This is a genomic window from Rhizobium sp. P38BS-XIX (assembly GCF_012641435.1).
GTDB lineage: Bacteria > Pseudomonadota > Alphaproteobacteria > Rhizobiales > Rhizobiaceae > Rhizobium.
This window is the reverse complement of the sequence record NZ_JABAIJ010000015.1, coordinates 79,105-98,452: the sequence shown is the minus strand read 5'-3', so window position 1 is coordinate 98,452 and position 19,348 is coordinate 79,105. Positions and strand designations below refer to the sequence as shown.

At 58.6% G+C, this 19,348-nt stretch carries 21 protein-coding genes; 6 read left to right on the top strand and 15 right to left on the bottom strand.

What is annotated here, in order from left to right:
- Nucleotides 1–78: 78 nt before the first annotated feature.
- The 5 genes from HGP17_RS30655 to HGP17_RS30635 all read right to left on the bottom strand — a co-directional run bounded on the left by HGP17_RS30655 (nt 79) and on the right by HGP17_RS30635 (nt 5,802).
- Nucleotides 79–519, bottom strand: a complete 441-nt coding sequence (locus HGP17_RS30655) for a DUF2852 domain-containing protein (RefSeq protein WP_168815244.1) — start codon at nt 517–519, stop codon at nt 79–81.
- 336 nt (nt 520–855) lie between these two features.
- Nucleotides 856–2,133 carry a polyhydroxyalkanoate depolymerase gene (gene phaZ, locus HGP17_RS30650; RefSeq protein WP_168815242.1) on the bottom strand — a complete coding sequence of 426 codons (1,278 nt, stop codon included), beginning with the start codon at nt 2,131–2,133 and terminating at the stop codon, nt 856–858.
- A 297-nt stretch (nt 2,134–2,430) separates the two neighbouring features.
- Nucleotides 2,431–3,273, bottom strand: a complete 843-nt coding sequence (locus HGP17_RS30645; protein ID WP_168815240.1) for a fumarylacetoacetate hydrolase family protein — start codon at nt 3,271–3,273, stop codon at nt 2,431–2,433.
- Between the two features lie 92 nt (nt 3,274–3,365).
- Nucleotides 3,366–4,784, bottom strand: a complete 1,419-nt coding sequence (locus tag HGP17_RS30640; protein WP_168815238.1) for a pyridoxal-dependent decarboxylase — start codon at nt 4,782–4,784, stop codon at nt 3,366–3,368.
- A gap of 64 nt (nt 4,785–4,848) precedes the next feature.
- Nucleotides 4,849–5,802, bottom strand: coding sequence for a glutathione S-transferase family protein (locus HGP17_RS30635; RefSeq protein ID WP_168815236.1), 954 nt, complete (start codon nt 5,800–5,802; stop codon nt 4,849–4,851).
- Nucleotides 5,803–5,961: 159 nt separating this feature from the next.
- Between HGP17_RS30635 and HGP17_RS30630 the strand changes: the two genes are divergently transcribed.
- Nucleotides 5,962–6,261, top strand: a complete 300-nt coding sequence (locus HGP17_RS30630; RefSeq protein ID WP_168815234.1) for a DUF2218 domain-containing protein — start codon at nt 5,962–5,964, stop codon at nt 6,259–6,261.
- An 84-nt stretch (nt 6,262–6,345) separates the two neighbouring features.
- Nucleotides 6,346–6,945: a nitroreductase family protein gene (locus HGP17_RS30625; protein ID WP_168815232.1), complete on the top strand. Its 600-nt coding sequence runs from the start codon at nt 6,346–6,348 to the stop codon at nt 6,943–6,945.
- A 65-nt stretch (nt 6,946–7,010) separates the two neighbouring features.
- Here the strand turns inward: HGP17_RS30625 and gyrB are convergent, their stop codons facing one another.
- The 5 genes from gyrB to HGP17_RS30600 form a co-directional block, all read right to left on the bottom strand.
- Nucleotides 7,011–9,440 (bottom strand): DNA topoisomerase (ATP-hydrolyzing) subunit B, encoded by a 2,430-nt coding sequence (gyrB, locus tag HGP17_RS30620; RefSeq protein WP_168815230.1) that lies wholly within the window; start codon nt 9,438–9,440, stop codon nt 7,011–7,013.
- 147 nt (nt 9,441–9,587) lie between these two features.
- Nucleotides 9,588–9,953 carry a helix-turn-helix transcriptional regulator gene (locus tag HGP17_RS30615; RefSeq protein WP_168815228.1) on the bottom strand — a complete coding sequence of 122 codons (366 nt, stop codon included), beginning with the start codon at nt 9,951–9,953 and terminating at the stop codon, nt 9,588–9,590.
- Nucleotides 9,950–10,531: a Smr/MutS family protein gene (locus tag HGP17_RS30610; protein ID WP_168815226.1), complete on the bottom strand. Its 582-nt coding sequence runs from the start codon at nt 10,529–10,531 to the stop codon at nt 9,950–9,952. The genes HGP17_RS30615 and HGP17_RS30610 overlap by 4 nt, the downstream gene beginning before the upstream one ends.
- Entirely contained in the window at nt 10,531–11,649 is a 1,119-nt protein-coding gene (locus tag HGP17_RS30605; RefSeq protein WP_168815224.1) for a murein transglycosylase A, read from the bottom strand. The genes HGP17_RS30610 and HGP17_RS30605 overlap by 1 nt, the downstream gene beginning before the upstream one ends.
- Nucleotides 11,646–12,347, bottom strand: coding sequence for a Tim44/TimA family putative adaptor protein (locus HGP17_RS30600; RefSeq protein WP_168815222.1), 702 nt, complete (start codon nt 12,345–12,347; stop codon nt 11,646–11,648). Before HGP17_RS30600 ends, HGP17_RS30605 begins: the two co-directional genes overlap by 4 nt.
- 148 nt (nt 12,348–12,495) lie before the next feature.
- Here HGP17_RS30600 and HGP17_RS30595 point away from each other — a divergent pair, with 148 nt between their 5' ends.
- Together HGP17_RS30595 and secB are read left to right on the top strand one after the other, a co-directional pair.
- Nucleotides 12,496–13,014, top strand: coding sequence for an FxsA family protein (locus HGP17_RS30595; protein WP_168815220.1), 519 nt, complete (start codon nt 12,496–12,498; stop codon nt 13,012–13,014).
- A gap of 92 nt (nt 13,015–13,106) precedes the next feature.
- The gene (gene secB, locus HGP17_RS30590; protein ID WP_168815218.1) at nt 13,107–13,583 is read left to right on the top strand and encodes a protein-export chaperone SecB; all 477 of its coding nucleotides are present in this window, start codon (nt 13,107–13,109) and stop codon (nt 13,581–13,583) included.
- A gap of 84 nt (nt 13,584–13,667) precedes the next feature.
- On the opposite strand, the gene dnaQ is transcribed toward secB, so the two are convergent.
- Genes dnaQ through HGP17_RS30565 form a run of 5 tightly spaced genes read right to left on the bottom strand, consistent with a single transcriptional unit; the run spans nt 13,668 to nt 17,305 of the window.
- Nucleotides 13,668–14,384, bottom strand: coding sequence for a DNA polymerase III subunit epsilon (gene dnaQ, locus HGP17_RS30585; RefSeq protein WP_168815216.1), 717 nt, complete (start codon nt 14,382–14,384; stop codon nt 13,668–13,670).
- Nucleotides 14,384–15,001, bottom strand: a complete 618-nt coding sequence (gene coaE / locus HGP17_RS30580) for a dephospho-CoA kinase (protein WP_168815214.1) — start codon at nt 14,999–15,001, stop codon at nt 14,384–14,386. The genes dnaQ and coaE overlap by 1 nt, the downstream gene beginning before the upstream one ends.
- Nucleotides 15,001–15,858: a shikimate dehydrogenase gene (locus tag HGP17_RS30575; RefSeq protein WP_168815212.1), complete on the bottom strand. Its 858-nt coding sequence runs from the start codon at nt 15,856–15,858 to the stop codon at nt 15,001–15,003. Before HGP17_RS30575 ends, coaE begins: the two co-directional genes overlap by 1 nt.
- The gene (locus tag HGP17_RS30570; protein ID WP_168815210.1) at nt 15,851–16,450 is read right to left on the bottom strand and encodes a Maf-like protein; all 600 of its coding nucleotides are present in this window, start codon (nt 16,448–16,450) and stop codon (nt 15,851–15,853) included. Before HGP17_RS30570 ends, HGP17_RS30575 begins: the two co-directional genes overlap by 8 nt.
- 33 nt (nt 16,451–16,483) lie before the next feature.
- Nucleotides 16,484–17,305: a pyruvate, water dikinase regulatory protein gene (locus HGP17_RS30565; protein ID WP_168815208.1), complete on the bottom strand. Its 822-nt coding sequence runs from the start codon at nt 17,303–17,305 to the stop codon at nt 16,484–16,486.
- Nucleotides 17,306–17,706: 401 nt separating this feature from the next.
- Here HGP17_RS30565 and hemE point away from each other — a divergent pair, with 401 nt between their 5' ends.
- The gene (gene hemE / locus HGP17_RS30560) at nt 17,707–18,741 is read left to right on the top strand and encodes a uroporphyrinogen decarboxylase (RefSeq protein ID WP_168815206.1); all 1,035 of its coding nucleotides are present in this window, start codon (nt 17,707–17,709) and stop codon (nt 18,739–18,741) included.
- A complete protein-coding gene (gene hemJ / locus HGP17_RS30555) occupies nt 18,741–19,286 on the top strand; it encodes a protoporphyrinogen oxidase HemJ (RefSeq protein WP_205926200.1) in 546 nt (181 codons plus the stop codon). The genes hemE and hemJ overlap by 1 nt, the downstream gene beginning before the upstream one ends.
- Nucleotides 19,287–19,348 lie beyond the last annotated feature (62 nt).

Here is a 19,348-nt window from a genome sequence, read left to right as displayed (position 1 = left end):
TGCGCGTTCGCCTTATGAAAAACCGGCACCTGACGATGCCGGTTTCTTGCTGGATTTGCGGCTGCCGTCACAGCCCGATTACGGGGTCTGGAACTCGGTCGGCGAGCCGCCATTGTCGTTGCGCTTGACGCTGTTGCGCTCGCGCATGAAGCGATCGAACTCTTCCTGATCCTTGGCGCGGCGCAATTCGCGAGCGTAAGCGTCGAAATCGGCGCGCATTTCGTCCAGCTTGCGGCGCTCCTGTTCGAGGCGCTCAAGCTCTGCCCGGCGCCAGTCGTCGAAGGCGACGTTGCCGGTCGCGGAGAAGGAATGGCGATGACGATTGCGATAACGTCCGCAGCCAGCAAACATGCCGTCGGTCCTTTCGTTCACATCCCGTTTGAATTCCCGCAAACGTTCTCCGAAGAGAATATAAGCAAGCATGGCAAAACCGAGCGGCCAGAAGACCACGAAGCCAAGCACCATGAGGGCAATAGTAGCCGGAGTCCAATCCGGTCGAAGCAATGCAGATTGGTTCATTTTCAGGTATCCTCGCACGGCGCATCGCCCAGCGATCTATACCGATCAATGGTTAGGCTTCTGCGCGTTTTTTAAAGCTCTACCTGCATCTCAGCGCGTTCCAAGGACGCGCGGCGCGGCAAACGGCCCGATCTCTGCGGTACCGCTGGAATCGAGATGGTAACCTCTTCGTGAGGCTTCAATGGGATGTTCTGATGAAATCGGACAAGTGCTTGAATCCGTGCCGATAATTCAACAAAAGCTAATATTTTGCGCTTGTGTGAAATGAGGTCTGAGGGGGAAGATGGCGTCTTTTTTGAACGCCATCTTGCCGTTGGCTCCGTGTCTCAGACGGCGTCAGGCAGATTTTCCGCCCTTGATGACGCGCTTCACCACCGGCCGGCTGGCGCGGGCGTGCTCGCGTGTGAAGGCCAGGATGCGCGGCGCGATCTCGCGACGGAAACGCGAGCCGTTGAACACACCGTAGTGGCCGACATCCGGCTGGAGATAGTGCATGCGCATGTGCTCGGGGATATTGGTGCAGATGGTCTGCGCCGCATGTGTCTGCCCGACGCCGGAGATATCGTCGTTCTCGCCCTCGACGGTGAGCAGCGCGACGTTGCGGATGGCCGAGGGGTCGACACGCTGGCCGCGATGCATGAGTTCACCCCTGGGCAGGGCATGCTTGATGAAGACCTGATCGACCGTCTGCAGATAGAATTCCGCCGTCAGATCCATGACGGCGAGATACTCGTCGTAAAAGTCGCGGTGCTTCTCGGCCGGCTCGCCGTCATTCTTGACGAGATGCACGAAGAAATCCTTGTGCGCGATCATATGCCGGTCGAGATTCATCGACATGAAGCCGGAAAGCTGCAGGAAGCCGGGATAGACCGGTCGCATGAAGCCGGGTTGCGGCCAGGGCACGTTCATGACGACATTATCGGCAAACCATTCCAGGGGCTTGTCCTTGGCGAGCTGATTGACGGCGGTCGGATTGATGCGGGTATCGATGGGGCCGCCCATCAGCGTCATCGACGAGGGCACTAGCGGATCACCGGCCGCTTCCATGACGGCAGCAGCAGCCAGAACCGGCACCGAGGGCTGACAGACGGCAACGACATGCGTGTCGGGCCCGAGGTGATGCAGCATCTCGACGACATAATCGATATAGTCTTCCAGATCGAAGGTGCCTTCCGTCATCGGCACCATGCGGGCATCGATCCAATCGGTAATATAGACATCGGCAGCCGGCAGCAGGGCTTCCACCGTGCCGCGCAGCAGCGTGGCGTAATGGCCCGACATCGGCGCGACGATCAGTATCCGCGGATCGGCGGCATGGCCGGCGGGAAGGCTGCGCTCGAAGTGGATGAGATTGCAGAAGGGCTTCTTCCAGGCAATCTTTTCATGCACGGAGACGGATTTGCCTTCGATCTGCGTCTGATGCAGGCCGAACTCAGGCTTGCCATAGCGTCTCGTCGTGCGCTCGAAAACCTCAAGGCTTGCCGTCAGCGTGCGGCCGAATACCGTGTGCGACAAAGGATTGAGCGGATTGGCATAGGCCAGGCGCATCATATCTGCCGCAACGCGAAAAGGGGCGAGAGCAGCGTGGTTGAGTTCGTAAAACTGATAAAACATGGGGGCTTTACCTCTTGTGATGCGGGCAGCCGGCCTCGCAAATCACCTGGATCATGGAAGCGCACGCGCCTTGCGTAACGCTGCTTTGCTGGGCGCTCCTCCTGTCGCGCTGTGCAGCAGGATGATCACGGCTCCTCGTGCGCGATCCTCATCCTTTAAGCTCTTACTATCCACCCTAGCAGTTTTTGCTGCAGAGCAACATAACTGCCGACGTATCTCTGCATAAAAAATGCCGGAGAATCGATTCTCCGGCATCAACAATGATCTCAAAAAGTTAAAGTTCCTGAGCCTTACACCTTATGCGTCGGCGAGGAAGGTCTGCTTCTGCGTGCCGAGGCCTTCCATGCCGAGTTCGACGACATCGCCCGGCTTCAGATACTGCGGCGGCTTCATGCCCATGCCGACGCCGGGAGGCGTGCCGGTGGAGATGACGTCGCCCGGATGCAGCGACATGAACTGGCTGAGATAGGAGACGAGGAAGGCAACGCCGTAGACCATGGTCTTGGTGGAGCCGTTCTGCATCATCTGACCGTTGACCTTGAGCCACATGCCGAGGTTCTGCGGGTCGGCAACCTCATCCTTGGTGACGAGCCAGGGGCCGATCGGACCGAAGGTGTCGCAGGACTTGCCCTTGGTCCACTGTCCCGAGCGCTCGGTCTGGAAGGCGCGTTCGGAGACGTCGTGCAAGACGCAGTAACCGGCGACATAATCGAGCGCATCGGCTTCGCTGACATATTTCGCGGTCTTGCCGATGACGACGCCGAGCTCGACTTCCCAGTCGGTCTTTTCAGAGCCGCGCGGGATCAGCACGTTGTCGTTCGGGCCGACGATGGCGGAGCTTGCCTTCATGAAGATGATCGGCTCCGGCGGCACGGTGGCGCCGGTCTCTGCAGCGTGGTCGGAGAAATTCAGACCGATGCAGATGAACTTGCCGGTGCCGGCAACGCAGGAACCGAGGCGGCCTTCTGCCAGTTCCGGCAGGCTCTTCGGATCAAGAGCCGCGATCTTTGCGAGACCTGCGGGCGAAATTGCCTCGCCGCCGATATCGGCGACATGAGCGGAGAGATCACGGATCTTGCCATCGCTATCTAGAAGCGCCGGCTTTTCCTTGCCGACTTCACCAACACGCAACAGTTTCATGGATTTTCCTTCCCTGCATTTTCAAAGATAAGATCGGTTTCACCATATATGAATGAATTATTCGCCAGTGTCACCAAACGATTTCGGAAAGCCTAGTTCGCGGTCAGCGATCGGGCAATTTCGAGGATAACATCGTAGGCGATATCGACATCAGCCTCGGTCGATTCAAACTGACCCGCCTGGAAGCGAATGACCAGCCGGCCGCCGACGCGGGTCTGCGTCAGATAGATGCGGCCGTCATTGTTGATCGCGTTCAGCAGGCGCTGGGTATGGCTTTCCTGATCGATACCCACGGGCGCCTTGTGATCGAACGAGAAGAGCGACAGAAAAGGCTCGGTGACGATTTCGAAATCCGGTTCGGCGGCAAGGCGCTTAGCCAGATTCTGTGACCAAGAGACATGATTGCGGATCATCGCACGCAGGCCTTCCAGGCCGTGATAACGCAACAGGAACCAAAGCTTCAGCGCGCGGAAACGGCGGCCGAGCGGCACCGACCATTCCGAATAGTTGATGATGCCGTCATGGCCGTGCGTGCGCAGATATTCCGGCTGAATGGCAAGCGTGCGCACCAGCGTCTCCGGCTCGCGCACGAACTGAACGGAGCAATCGAACTGCGCGCCCAGCCATTTGTGCGGATTGAAGACGACGGAGTCGGCCTGCTCGATGCCCTGCCACAGCGTGCGGAATTCCGGGCAAATCATTGCCGAGCCTGCCCAGGCGGCATCGACATGCACATAAAGCCCATGCGCATGCGCGACCTCAATGACAGCGGCAATATCGTCGCACGCTCCGACACTGGTGCCACCAACACAGGCGATAACACCGGCCGGCAACAAGCCGGCGGCGCGATCCTGCTCGATTGCGGCCGCAAGCGCCTTCGGATCCATGCCCTTGTTAGGCCCTATGGTGGGAATGCGGACCAGGTTTTCCTGCCCGACGCCTGATATCCAGATGGCACGATCGATTGAGGTGTGCACCTGATCGCTGGAGTAGATGCGAACCGCCTTGTTGGCCGCAAGCCCGGACTTATTGCCCTGCCAGTCGAGCGCCTTCTCACGCATGACAAGGACGGCGGCAAGGGTGGCGGTCGAGGCGGAGTCTTGAATGACACCCGTGAACGTGTCCGGCAGGCCAAGCGCCTGGCGAAGCCAATCGACGACTTTCGTTTCGAGTTCCGTGGCGGAAGGCGATGTCTGCCAGAGCATGCATTGAGCCGCGACGGCGCTGACCAGATATTCAGCGACGACGGAGACAGGAGCGGCATTGGCGGGGAAATAGGCAAAGAAGCGCGGATGCTGCCAATGCGTCATGCCAGGAACGAGGATATCCTCAAAATCCTTGAAGATATCCTCCATCGCTTCGCCTGTTAAAGGCGGGGAGTCGGCAATGTGGGCGGATATTTCACCGGGCGCCGTCTGTGCCCTGACCGGCCTGTCGCGAAGTGAGGCGCGATAATCCGCGCCCCAGTTTGCCGCCTTTTCCGACCACTGCCGGAATTCTTCCCAATCCATGACGGCCTTCCTTCCATATCGAACGAGGGCGGACCTTAGACCGGTTTCGGTATGTGGTCGAGTATCAGAAAATCTCGTCGAGAGCAGGCCCGAGTGGCACGATACCCGTAGGGTTGAGCGTCGCTATCGAGTAGTAGCCGCGCTTGATATGATCGAAGCTGACCGTTTCCGCAATCCCGGGCCAATCGTACATGCGGCGGCAGAAGGACTGAAGATTGGCATAGTCGGACACGCGGCGCTGATTGCATTTGAACAGGCCGTGATAGGCGACATCGAAGCGCACGAGCGTGACGAACAACCGGATATCGCTTTCCGTGGGATGGTCGGCAAAGAGGAAGGTCTTCCCCTCCAGCTCCGTTTCGACGCGATCGAGGCAGTCGAAGACATCGTTGAACGCCTCTTCATAGGCGATCTGCGTGGTGGCGAAGCCGGTGCGATAGACGCCGTTGTTGAGCGCAGGATAGATGCGGGCATTGAAAGCATCGATTTCTTCGCGCCGGCCGGCGGGATAAAGGTCGATATCGTTGCGTGCCAGACCACCGAAGCCGTCGTTCAGCATGCGCAGGATATCCGAAGACTCGTTGTTGACGATGGTGCCGGCCTGCTTGTCCCAAAGGACAGGCACAGTCGCACGGCCGGTAAAATGCGGATCAGCCCTGGTATAGATCTCGTGCATGTAGGTGGCACCGTTTATCGGATCATCGGTTGCGCCGGGATAGTCCCCGAAGCGCCAGCCCTGTTTGGAGAGTGCCGGCTCAACGATCGACACGGAAATGGTGTCTTCCAGACCTTTGAGCTTGCGGCCGATCAGCGTGCGCGACGCCCAGGGGCAGATGAGCGCGACATAGAGATGATAGCGACCAGGCTCCGCCTTGAAACCGCCGTCCCCCGTCGGACCCGCCGCTCCATCCGGCGTGACCCAATTTCGGAAGCTCGACGTCTGGCGGACGAAGCCACCCTTTTCATCCTTGGCCTGGACCGGCTGCCAGTCTTCAGTCCATTTTCCATCTACCAGCACGGCTCTGTCTCCACTCGCACCTATTTCATGATGATAGCAGCATAGCGGAACAGAATTTCACTGGAATAACGCAAACTTGAAACAGACTGTCTACCTGGCGTATGCGGAGACCTCTATGTATGAGGACGCGTATTGCGATCAGCTTTATCGGAGCATTCCATGGCGACATCCGTATCCCGCGTGAAAACCGAGCATGCCAGCCGCTATCTTCAGCAGCTCTGCAAACACTGGAGCCACCGCTTCAGCGTGGAATTCGATGCGAATGCAGGCAAGGTGCCCTTCAGCGATGAAAACTTTCTCGATCTGGCGGCCGAGCCCGATACACTCATTATGACGCTGACGGTCGAAAAATCCGAAGATCTCGAACGCATGCAGACTGTTGTCGCCGATCACCTCAAGCGCTTCGCGTTCCGTGAAGAGCTGGATGTGACCTGGACTGCCGGCGCGACCGAAGTATAGGTTCCCACCCCGAATTCTTAGCCAGCCCGCACGCCGCGTCCAGTGGAGATTGCGGGCCAAACCTCCCTGACGAAAGAAGCTCCCATGACATCAAGCAACAGCCGCGAATCGCAATATCCGATCGACAAACTCTTTCTCGATCGCTGGTCTCCCCGCGCCTACTCCAACGAGGCGATGCCGGAAGCCGATCTGCTGACTATCCTGGAAGCAGCCCATTGGGCGCCGTCGGCTTCGAACCTGCAACCTTGGCGGTTCCTCTATGCCTTGCGCGATTCCGAGCAATGGGAAAAGTTCCTGAGCGTTCTGGTCGAGTTCAACCAGGGTTGGGTGAAATCCGCATCCGCCTTGCTGTTCGTGATTTCGCGTACGCACAACGGCGAGCTCGGCTCGGCCGACCAGAAGCCCAGCTACAGCCACTCCTTCGATGCCGGCGCGGCCTGGGGCTTCCTCGCGGTTCAGGCACATCTAGCCGGCTACCAGGCTCACGGCATGACCGGCATTCATGTCGAAAAGTCCTATGAAATTCTCGGCATTCCGGAAGGTTTCCGCGTTGAAGCAGCGGTCGCGATCGGCAAGGTCGGTGACAAGAACCAGCTTCCGGAAAAGCTGCGCGAGCGCGAAGTCCCGAGCCAGCGCAAGCCGATTTCGGACGTCGCCTTCAACGGCACCTTCATCGCCAAGTAATTGACGACAAAGAAAAAGGCCCGCCGAATTCGTTCGGCGGGCCTTTTTATGTCTGATGGAAACAATCAGATATCGAGATTGGCGACGCTCAATGCGTTGTCCTGAATGAACTCACGACGCGGCTCGACTTCGTCGCCCATAAGCCGGGCAAACAGGCCGTCGGCATCGTTCGCATCGGTGACCCGAACCTGCAACAGCGAGCGCACATTCGGATCCAGCGTCGTTTCCCACAACTGCTCGGCATTCATCTCGCCCAGACCTTTGTAACGCTGCATGGTCAGGCCCTTGCGGCCGGCGGTGAAGATCGTCTCCAGCAATTTGCGCGGACCGGAAATCTCGGTCTCGCCATCGCGACGCACCAGCTTCGGCGGGACGATGTAGGTTTCCTTGAGACGAGCGCCGAGCTGGTCGATCATGCGCGCATCCTGCGAGCCGATGAGCGCCATGTCGAGCACCATGACTTCCTTGACGCCGCGCACCATCCGCTCGAAGCGCAGGCCGCCTTCTTCCGTGAGGTTGCCGATCCAGCCACGCTCGGTTTCATCGGCGATAAGATCCAACCGCTTGGCGACATCATCCACGAGAACGGAAGCCCGCGCCTGATCGCTGACCACTTCCGCATTGAGGGCACCAGCGATCGCGGCCTGTTCGACGACATCGCGATTGTAGCGCGAATGCAGATTGTCGATCAGCGTGCGCAGACGCAATGCATCAAAAATGACCTCGCGCAGATCCTGGCCGGCTCGGACTTCACCGCTGCCGAGCCGCAGGCTTGCGTCGTCGAGACCCTGCGCGATCAGGTATTCTTCCAGCGCCTTTTCGTCCTTCAGATACTGCACCGACTTGCCGCGCGAGACCTTATAGAGCGGTGGCTGGGCGATATAGAGATGACCGCGCTCGATGAGGTCAGGCATCTGGCGGAAGAAGAAGGTGAGCAGCAGCGTACGAATGTGGGCGCCGTCGACGTCAGCGTCCGTCATGATGATGATCTTGTGGTAGCGCAGCTTGTCGGCGTTGAACTCGTCCTTGCCGATGCCGGTGCCCAGCGCCGTGATCAGCGTGCCGATTTCCTGGCTCGACAGCATCTTGTCGAAACGGGCGCGCTCGACGTTGAGAATCTTGCCGCGCAGCGGCAGGATGGCCTGGTTTTCGCGCGAACGTCCCTGCTTGGCCGAACCGCCTGCCGAGTCACCCTCGACGAGGAAGACTTCCGACTTGGCGGGATCGCGCTCGGAGCAGTCGGCAAGCTTGCCGGGCAGCGAGGCGATATCGAGCGCACCCTTGCGGCGGGTCAGTTCGCGGGCCTTGCGGGCCGCTTCGCGGGCGGCGGCGGCTTCCACGACTTTGCCCACCAGCACCTTGGCGTCGGACGGATGCTCTTCGAGCCAGGTGCCGAGCGCCTCGTTGACGAGGCTTTCGACGACCGGACGGACTTCGGAGGAAACCAGCTTGTCCTTGGTCTGCGAGGAGAATTTCGGATCGGGAACCTTGACCGACAGCACAGCCGTCAGACCTTCGCGGCAGTCGTCACCCGTCAGCGTGACCTTTTCCTTCTTGGTGATGCCGGACGTATCGGCATAGGAGGTGATCTGGCGCGTCAGAGCGGCGCGGAAGCCGGCCATATGCGTGCCGCCATCGCGCTGGGGAATGTTGTTGGTGAAGCAGAGCACGTTCTCGTGGTAGCTATCGTTCCACCACATCGCCACTTCGACGGTGATGCCGTCCTTCTCGCTGCGGATCGAAACCGGCTTCTGGACGAGCGGCTTCTTGGCACGGTCGAGATAGGAAACGAAGGCTTCGAGACCGCCATCATAGAGCATCTCTTCCTGCCTGACGTCGGAATGACGCTTGTCGGTCAGGAGAATGCGGACACCGGAATTCAGGAAGGCGAGTTCGCGCAGGCGATGCTCGAGCGTTCCGTAATCGAACTCCGTCATCGTGAAGGTTTCGGCGCTCGGCATGAAGCTGACTTCGGTGCCGGTTAAGCTTCCGGCCTCGCCTGTCTCCTTCAGCGGAGCATCGGCAACGCCATGGGTGAAACTCATCTCATGGATCTTGCCGTGGCGGCGGATCTTGAGCTTGAGCCATACGGACAGCGCGTTGACAACAGAGACGCCGACGCCGTGCAGACCGCCCGACACTTTGTAGGAATTCTGGTCGAACTTACCGCCGGCATGAAGCTGCGTCATGATAACTTCAGCCGCCGAAACACCTTCGCCGCTGTGAATATCCGTCGGGATACCGCGGCCGTTGTCGGTTACCGTCACCGAGCCGTCCGGATTAAGGGTAACCGTGACGATATCGGCATGGCCGGCCAGCGCTTCGTCAATGGCGTTGTCGACGACTTCGTAGACCATGTGATGCAGGCCGGAGCCGTCATCCGTATCACCGATATACATACCGGGACGCTTGCGCACGGCATCGAGGCCCTTCAGAACCTTGATGCTATCGGCGCCATATTCGGCGCTGCCGCCGTTTTCGGTGATATCGGTCATGTATTGAAGTCTTTCCAGTGTTTAGAGAATCTCGCCGATCCCTAGCGAATCAACGGTTTTTCTTGCCCTGAATATAGGATGTTTCGCCCCGAAGTTCCAAACGGCAGGCCCCGAAATAGGGTATAAAACAGGGGATTAAGGCGCTTTTCAGCCTGATTTTCCACCATTTTCGAGGATACGGGATAGCTCTTGTATCGTCGCGGCGTCAAGACTGCGAATCTTGCCCGCAAGGCGGTTGACGAAAGCCGTATATTCAGGTGCAAGCCCGGAGGTATCGACCACCACACGGGGGTCTGAAAATCGGGCCAGCAGAAAGAGTTCTTCGGCCTCGTCCCAGATGATGTTGAAGTAGCCGGCGATACGCTGCAGCAGGTCGAAGGTCGGCAATCCGCGCTTGCCGTGCTCCAGGGCAGAAAGGTAGGCCGGGGTTACATTCAGCGCAGCCGCCATCTGCTTTTGCGAGACGCCCTTGCGCAATCTCAGTTTCCGCACGGCTTCGCCGAAAGGCGTCAAGGCTTCTCCCCCTTCGAGCGCGATAATCTGATATAGAGCGCGCCATCGCCGCCATGGTGCTGCGCTGCCGCCTCATAGGAGGAGATCAGAAACCGAAATTCCGGTTTTGAGAACCAGAGCGGCACAGCGCGCCGCAAAGCCCCCTCGCTGCCCATCGAGCTGCCTTTGCCCGTGATGACGAGAACATGGCGCAAGCCGCGTGTGTGGGCGCGCAACAGAAAATCGAGCAGCATGGAATGTGCTTCGCTCTGGATCAGGCCATGCAAGTCGATCCGTGCCTCCAGCGCCAGATGACCTTTTGCGATCTTGCGCTTGACGGGACGTTCCAGCGGATGGTGGCGGCCGCTGGGCTGCTTTGCCGGTGCCGGCGTTTCCTGGGATTCTGCAGCAGGCGCCGCCTTTGCCTTTGCAACGCGGCTGCTCTCTTCACTTTCGGCATCAGCCTGAAGCGCCGCCTCGAACGCTTCCATGTCGGCCATTCGACCCGGCATGGGACGCGTGCTCTTTGCGACCTTACCCCAAAGGATACGGTCTTCCGCACTGAGCTTTCGATCCTTGTTCTGCCGTTCCGGGGCCATCAGCCGAACCTCTGCGCCGCCGCCTTCGGAATAAGTATATAAAAATCGGCGTCGTTGCGCACGGTGCCGGCGAGCTCGCCCGCGTCATAGCCTGAGCCGGTAAAGATATCACCCCGCGCCGGCCCGACGATCGCCGAGCCCGTATCGAGCGCCAGCATCAGCCGTGCAAAAGGCTTCTGCGCATCGAGATGCGTCAGGCTTTCGGAGCGGATGAAGAAGGGAAAGCCGAACGTGTGGATCAGCCGGTCGACCGCCAGGGAGCGACCGGCCACAAGCGGCACCTTAGCCGCTGCGATCGGGCCCAGAGCAGAATCGCTGACATCGGCCTCGCGGAAGAATATATAGGATCGATTGTGCGAGAGGACTTCGTCAACCTCTTCCGGATGGCCATAAAGCCAGTCTCGGATGGTCTGCATCGAGATCGTCGCGCGATCCAGCGAGCCGCGATCAATCAGCAAGCGCCCGACGGCCGAGAAGGGATGACCGGCCTTGGCGGCATAGGTGATGCGACCGAGCCGCCCGTCCGGATAGCGCAGACGCGCCGCACCCTGGACATGGACGAAGAAAATATCGACCTTGGATTTCGCCCAGGCGATTTCCAATCCCTTGCCATCCAGATAACCGCGATCAATTTCGCCACGATCGGGGTAGGCGGAAATCGTGCCGTCTTGAAGCCTGCCGAACATGTAGGACGGATCGAGATCGGCAGGCCTATTGCCATCGTCCAGGTCGATCAGATCATCCGGGCGCCGATAGAAGGGATAGCGATAGGTTTCATCCCGCTCAGCCGACACTTCGATTTCGGGTTCGAAGAATGCCGTCACAAAGCCGGTCGCACCATCAGCACGGCGAATGAAGAAGGGCTGACACTGTTGCTCGAAGAATGCCCGGGCTTCCGCCGCGCTGTCAGGCTCTCTTCCCTCCGCAGCATCGAGAAGCGTCAGGAGATCATCCGCTGTTAGGCCGGCAGCACCGGTTCGATACGGTTTTACCGCGCGGATATGAAATCGACAGTCCTTCATAGCGCGAAAAAGGCTGGAAGGATCATCGTCCTCCCAGCCCTTCAAATCAGCGAAGGTTGCCGGCTCCAGCCTGAATTCCTGCGTTGGGCTTGTCATTGTTCCGATTCGGTCGCCACAAGTTTCCAGTTCGGATCGCGCGAACGCGTGTCGCGGGCAAATGTCCAGAGGTCGTTGATCTCCGCCACGCTTTCCGCGTCGCCATCGATCAACGTGCCGGCCTTGTCGTAGGTGGCCGAAATCATCTGGCTGACGATGCGCATGGTGACGAAGGCTTCCGTACCCTTCATCTCGGCGACGACGATATCGGCCTTGTCGATACCGACAAAGGTCGATTTCACCTTTTCACCCTTCGCTTCGCGATCGGAGATGGCGGCATCGAAACCCTCATAGACTTCGCGCGACAGCAATCCCTTCAAAGCCTTGCGATCGCCATCGGCAAAAGCCATGACGATCATCTCGTAGGCCATGCGGGCGCCGTTGACGAATTCCTTCGGCGTGAAGGCGGGATCGGACTTGCTCAGTTCACGCAAGGAATCATTGAGCGGTGTGCCGGCCGGGGTGAAAGCATCGATCGCGGCAAAGCGATCTTCCTCTTCAGCGGCATCGCGCCGAGGCAGCGTAACCACCTTGCCGGCGTCGGGCGGCGTCGGGCTATTCGCCTGATCTGCCGAACCGTAAAGATCTCGCGGCGGCTTCTCATTCCCTGTGCGGCGGCCAAGGACGCTACGCAGCTGAAAGAAAATCAGCACTGCCGCAACCAGGAAAAAGATCGTCACAAAGTCGTTTGCACCCATCTCGTATCGGAACCACCGTTAAAATTAAAAGTTCAATCCCCATATAGTCCGCATCCATCTATCATTCAAATAGCGGACGAGTTTCTTTATTGTACGTGATCAACTAACGCTTACATGGAGAAACCCAGCTTTCAGGACCAAAGGTAACATGCGCCTATCACTTCTTCCTATCTTCGTTTTTCTGATGCCGCTTGCGGAAATCGCCGGCTTCATTGTCGTTGGAAAAATGGTTGGCGTTTGGGCGACTCTCGGCTTGGTCATCCTCAGTGCCGTGCTCGGCGCAGCGCTCTTGAGAATTCAGGGCATCGGCATCCTGCAGCGCATATCGAGCGAAAGCCGCAATGGTGGCGATCCCGGCCGTGAGATGGTGCACGGCGCCATGATCGTCATTGCCGCCTTCTTCCTGATGCTGCCGGGCTTTATCTCGGATATCATCGGCCTGCTGCTGTTCATTCCGGCGGTACGCGATATCGCCTGGAAGATCCTGCGCAACCGCATTGTCGTCGTCGGCAACTCCCCCGCCTTTCGCCGCGGACAACAGCCCGGCGCCGGCCCTCAGGCTCAGCCGCGCAACACTGGAACCGTCGTCGATCTCGACGAAACCGATTTCCATCGCGAGCCAAAACGCAACTCCCCCTGGTCCGATCAAAAGCGGCTCGAGGACTAGGGCTGCCGCCAGAAAGCGCTCGTGGCTAAGGGTTGTAAGCCCTTATTCGAAATGCTAGATGGCGACACCCATAGACGTGAGAGGACACCCCCATGGCCAACGAGACAAACGGCGCAGCAAGCCCGAGCCTCAGCATTCTTGCCCAGTACACGAAGGATCTTTCCTTTGAAAATCCGGGTGCTCCGCGCTCGCTTCAGGCCCGGGAAAACGCTCCTGACATCAATATCAATGTCAATGTCAACGCCAATCCGCTGTCGGACTCGGATTTCGACGTGGTGCTGACGCTGAATGCCGAAGCCAAGGATGGCGAGCGCGTTCTCTTCCACACCGAGCTGGTTTACGGCGGCGTCTTCCGCGTGACCGGCTTCCCGCAGGAACACATGCTGCCGCTGCTGTTCATCGAATGCCCGCGCCTGCTGTTCCCGTTTGCACGTCAGATCATTGCCGACATCACGCGCAACGGTGGCTTCCCGCCGCTGATGATCGACCCGATCGATTTCGCGCAGATGTTTACGCAGCGCATGGCTGAAGAACAGGCCCGCGCCCAGGTTTCGGCCGTACCGAACTAAGCATCGACAAATTTCCATCGCTGGAAACAGAAATGCCCGGACATAGATCCGGGCATTTTCTTTTCTACCTCGCAGAAATCGCCTCTATTCCGAAGAACCGTATTTCGACCAGATGCCCTTCGCGCCGAGCTTTGCGACCAGCGCCGCGTGGCTGGCCAGCTCCTCTTCGCTCACACGGTTTGGCAGCGGATTGGGCCTGACGAAAACATCGGCAACAATCCCCTCGGCATCGTCGTTCTGGCGCGAGCGTGCCGACGAACCACCGATGCTACCAAGACCAAGCGCAGTCTGCCGGCCACCGATCATCTCGATATAGACTTCGGCGAGCAGTTCGGAGTCGAGCAGTGCGCCGTGCTGGGTACGGTGCGAGTTGTCGATACCGTAGCGCCGGCAGAGGGCGTCGAGCGAATTCGGACCCATCGGATGTTTGCGGCGCGCCATGGCGAGCGTATCGATCACCATATCGGGCAGGATCGGCGGTCGGCCCAATCGTGCGAATTCGGCGTTGACGAAACCCATATCGAAGGTGGCGTTGTGCGCGATCCATTTGGCATCGCCGAAGAATTCCAGAATCCGATCGGCGACCTCTTCGAAGGGCGGCTTATCCTTCAGCGATTCATCGGTAATGCCATGCACGGCAAGCGCATCCGGATGCACCTTGCGGTCGCCCGGATTGATAAAGAGATGAAGCGTGTTGCCCGTGGGAAAATGATTGAAGAGCTCGATGCCGCCGATTTCGATGATGCGGTCAGCCCTGTTGTCGAGCCCGGTGGTTTCCGTATCGAAAATAATCTCACGCATCAGGGCTCTCCGCTTTCGGTTCCATCGGCTTTCGGCTTGCGCCTCAAATCCGCTACGATCTCTTTGACCTGTTCGCGCGCCGCATCGATGCTCCGACTGGTATCGATGACGTAATCCGCGCGCGCCCGCTTTTCCGCATCCGGCGTCTGGCGGGAGAGAATCATATTGAATTTCTCCTCCGTCATGCCCGGTCGGGCAAGCACCCTCTGCCGCTGAATCTGTGGATCACAGCTGACGACGACGATCTTGTCCAACCGATTTTCAGCGCCGGTTTCGAACAAAAGCGGGATATCCAGCACCACCATGTCCGCGCCGGCTTTGCCATGTCGTTCCAGAAACGCGCGCTCACGTTCGCGAACGAGCGGATGCACAATGGCTTCGAGGCGCTTGAAACCGGAGGGATCGCCCGCAAGCTTGCGGCTCAATTCCTGTCGGTCGACCTTGCCGTCGGCGGTCGTCCCGGGAAACGCCGCTTCGACCAGGGCAACGGCGTCGCCGCTATAGAGATCGTGCACGACCGCATCGGCGTCATTCACAGGGATACCGGCGTCGGCAAAGAGTTTCGCCGAGGTCGACTTTCCCATGCCGATCGATCCGGTGAGGCCGATTTTGATCATCAATGCTTTTCCATGTCCGCGATGATCAGTGCCCGCAATGCTTCGTCGACGACCGGGCGTCTCCCGAACCATGTCTCAAAACCCGGCACTGCCTGATGCAACAGCATGCCCAGGCCATCGACGATTGCGAAGCCCTGGTCTTCCGCCTGGGTAAGAAGCGGCGTCTTCAACGGCACATAGACAATGTCGGTAACAACAGCCCCGTGCGCAAGGGCAGAAAAATCGATCGTTGGAGCCGCCTCGCCATCCATGCCGAGCGAGGTCGTATTGATGAAGAGACCGGCACCCTGCATGACGTCCACGAGTGCGCCCATCGGATGGGCATGAACGCGATCGCCGAACCGATCCGCCAATTCCTGCGCTCGCTCCACCGTACGATTGACCACATGAATTTCCTTGAAGCCGCGGTCGCGCACGGCCTGGATCACAGCGCGGCTTGCGCCCCCTGCCCCGAGGATGACGGCGCGATCGCTACGATCCCAGCCGGCATGGCGCTCGTCGAGATTTGCCGTGAAGCCACGGCCATCCGTGTTCGTCGCATGGAGTTCACCATCCTGGAGCCAGAGCGTGTTGGACGCACCAAGCTCCTTGGAAAGCTCGTCAGGCCGATCCGCCAACTTGAAGGCGACTTCCTTATGAGGGATCGTGACATTGCCGCCGACGAAACCGCTCGTTCCATTTTTCAGGGATGCGATGAAAGTAGCGAAATCCTCGGCCGGCACTTCATGTGCGCGATAGCTGCCGGGCAACTGGAGCTGCTTCAGCCAGTAACCATGGATCAAAGGCGAGCGTGAATGCTTGACCGGATGACCCGTTACGAAAGCGTTTACGCCTTGTGTTTCACGTGAATCATCCATCGATCGTCCCCAGTTCTCTCAGTTTTTCCAGAAGCGGCAGCATCGGCAGTCCGACGATCGTGAAATAATCGCCATCGATCTTGGAGAAGAGCTGAATGCCCTCGCCTTCAAGCTGATAGGCGCCAACGCTCGACAGGGCCTTTTCGCCAACCCGGTTCACATGGCGAGTAATGAACTCGTTCGAAAGAGCACGCATCGTCAGCGCGGCATGCGACATATGTTCCCATATGACATCGCCGTTCAGCGCCAGCGCGATGGCGCTGTTCAGGCGATGTGTCTGCGCCGAGAGAGATCGCAGATGATTCTCGGCATCCGCCATGGTCTTTGGCTTGTGAAAGACCCGATCACCAAGCGACATGGTCTGATCCGAACCGATGACAAGCGAACCGGGGAAGCGATCGCTGACCTCTTTTGCCTTTGCCTTGGCAAGCACCAGCGCGACGGCATCGGGGCTGGCGCCGTTCTTCTCCAGCGGCGCCTCAATCGCACGTTCATCGATATTGGCGGGAATGGCCTCGAACTGCAGTCCTGCATTGTTCATCAGCATGCGCCGAAACGGGCTTGACGATGCAAGGATGAGGGGCACGGTCATAACTGTTGCCTCCAGAAGAATAGTGTGCAGCGCTTAGCGCAGCTTGGGTCGCAGGGCAACAATGGCGGCCGCGGTCTCTTCGATCGAGCGGCGCGTCACGTCGATGATCGGCCAGTTATGCCGGGCACAGAGCGAGCGCGCATATTTCAGTTCTTCTGAAATGGCGGCACGATCCGTGTAGTCGCCGCGATCGAAACCGAGGGTGCTGCCGAGGATCCGATTTTCGCGAACCTGCGATATCCGGTCTGTCGTCGCCACCAACCCGACGATCAGTGGCCTCGTCGCCTTTATCAGGCCCTCCGGCAGGGGAACACCATGGACGATCGGTATGTTGGCCGTCTTGATGCCGCGGTTGGCGAGGTAGATGCTTGTCGGTGTTTTCGAGGTGCGGCTGATGCCGATGATCACCACGTCGGCGTCTTCATAATCATCCGGCATCTGGCCGTCATCATGATCCATGGTGAAGTTCAGCGCTTCGATGCGAGCAAAATAGTCGGCATTCATCACATGCTGCGCGCCGACCCGACGGCGCGATGCCGTGCCGAGATAGGTCTGAAAGACGTTCATGACGGGCTCGAGAACGTTGACGCAGGGAACACCCATCTCTCGGCAACGTTCGTCGATGAAATCGGCAAGCTCGCGATCGACGATCGTATAGAGGACTATACCCGGGCTGTGATCGATCGCTTCGAGGACAGGCAGAAGCTGCTTCCTGTTTCTGATCAGCGGATAGACATGCTCAATCGGCTGCGTCGCATGGAATTGCACGGAAGCGGCACGCCCGGCCGAGATCAGAGTCTCTCCCGTTGAGTCAGAAATCAGGTGCAGATGAAAGAAGCTCGTTCGGTTTTCCACGCTACTTTCCATCGCCTGTTGATATCTCGGGACAAAAGAGAGGTACGAGAACCGCCCTATCCTGGGCAAGTGGAAAACGGCCGAGTTTTCCACATTTGGAATTTTCGAGAATAGGGCTTCGGCATGCCTGTGGGCAATGTGGACAACGTGAAGTGAGCGCTACGTCTCCCCAGCTTATCCCCAGGCAGACGGAAAACTGAATCTCCCGCAACCATCTCAAAAGATTGGAGGATCTCGATTTCTTTCCACATTTCAAATGATCAGCTGAGATTTCGACCGGAATTTGCACTTTGCCGCGACAAATTGGACAAGCGCTGGATCAACTTTAATCCTTGATAGTCACCGACTCTAAGAAATAGAAACCTTTAGATATATGTTTGATTTTATATAGGACGATGTCTGTGAGCGATGAACGCCGGAAGATCATGCGGGTTCTCAGCGGAGAAACGCTGACCCCCCCTCCTGTTTGGCTGATGCGCCAGGCAGGCCGTTATCTTCCCGAGTATAGAGAAACGCGCGCGAAGGCAGGAAGTTTCCTCGATCTCTGTTATTCTCCGGAGCACGCAGTCGAGGTGACGCTCCAGCCCATTCGGCGTTACGGTTTCGACGCTGCGATTCTCTTCTCGGATATCCTCGTCGTTCCTGACGCCTTGAAGCGGAACGTCCGCTTTACCGAAGGACATGGACCGGAGATGGATCCGATCGACGAGGCTGGAATTCTTGCCTTGAAGCTGGATGGTGTCATTGCGCATCTTGCGCCGGTCATGGAGACGGTTCGGCGGCTGCGGGCGGAGCTGCCAGCGGAAACGACGCTTCTCGGCTTCTGTGGCGCTCCCTGGACGGTTGCCACCTATATGATCGCCGGGCATGGCACGCCGGATCAGGCCCCTGCCCGTCTCTTTGCTTACCGATATCCAGAGGCCTTCGAACATCTGCTGATGTTGCTCGCCGACATATCCGCCGAATATCTGGTGGCGCAGATCGATGCGGGCGCCGACGCCGTGCAGATCTTTGATTCCTGGGCAGGCGTGCTTGGGGAAAGAGAGTTCGAGGCATTTGCTGCAAAACCCGTCGCGAGGATCATCGCATCCGTCAAGGCGCAACGGCCGAACGCTCGCATCATCGCCTTTGCAAAGGGTGCGGGATACCAGCTGAAGACCTATCGCCAGAAGACCGGAGCGGATGCGATCGGCCTCGATTGGTCTGTGCCGCTCGCCTTTGCACAGGAGTTGCAGAAGGAAGGGCCTGTGCAGGGCAATCTGGATCCCATGCGTGTCGTGGCGGGCGGCAACGCGCTGCAGAGTGGCATTGACGATATTCTCGGGCATCTCGGCGACGGGCCACTGATTTTCAATCTTGGGCATGGGATCACGCCACAGGCCGACCCGGCCAATGTCGCGGCGCTTGTCGAGCGCGTGCGGGGATGGAGACGCTGATGACGATGGAAAAGCAGACGGACGCTGCTCCAGGCAAAAGAGCCGGCAAGCGGGCCTATTTCATGATCCTGATCTTTGCGGCGCTGGCGATCGGCCTGTTTGCCTGGCACCCGGCGGACCTTTATCTCTGGATCAAGGCTCTTCACATCATTGCGGTGATTTCGTGGATGGCCGGGATGTTCTATCTGCCGCGGCTTTTCGTTTATCACACGGATGCCGAGCCGGGCTCGCAGCAATCCGAAACCTTCAAGGTGATGGAACAGCGTCTTCTGCGCTACATCATCACGCCGGCGATGATACTGACCTGGATCTTCGGCCTTTATCTTGCCTGGTCGGTTTATGATTTCCAGGGCGGCTGGCTGCATGCCAAGATCGGACTTGTCGTCATTCTCTCCGGTGTTCACGGCCACTTCAGCAGTGCGGCGCGCGCCTTTGCCCGTGACGAAAACAAGTACTCTGCTCGCTACTGGCGCATGATGAACGAAGCACCGACACTGTTGATGATCGCGATTGTGATCCTTGTCGTGGTGAAGCCCTTCGCCTGAAAACGACGTATTTTAGCGGGCACGTTAAATTTCCTTCATTTTGCGTGCCCCCCTTGCGGTTC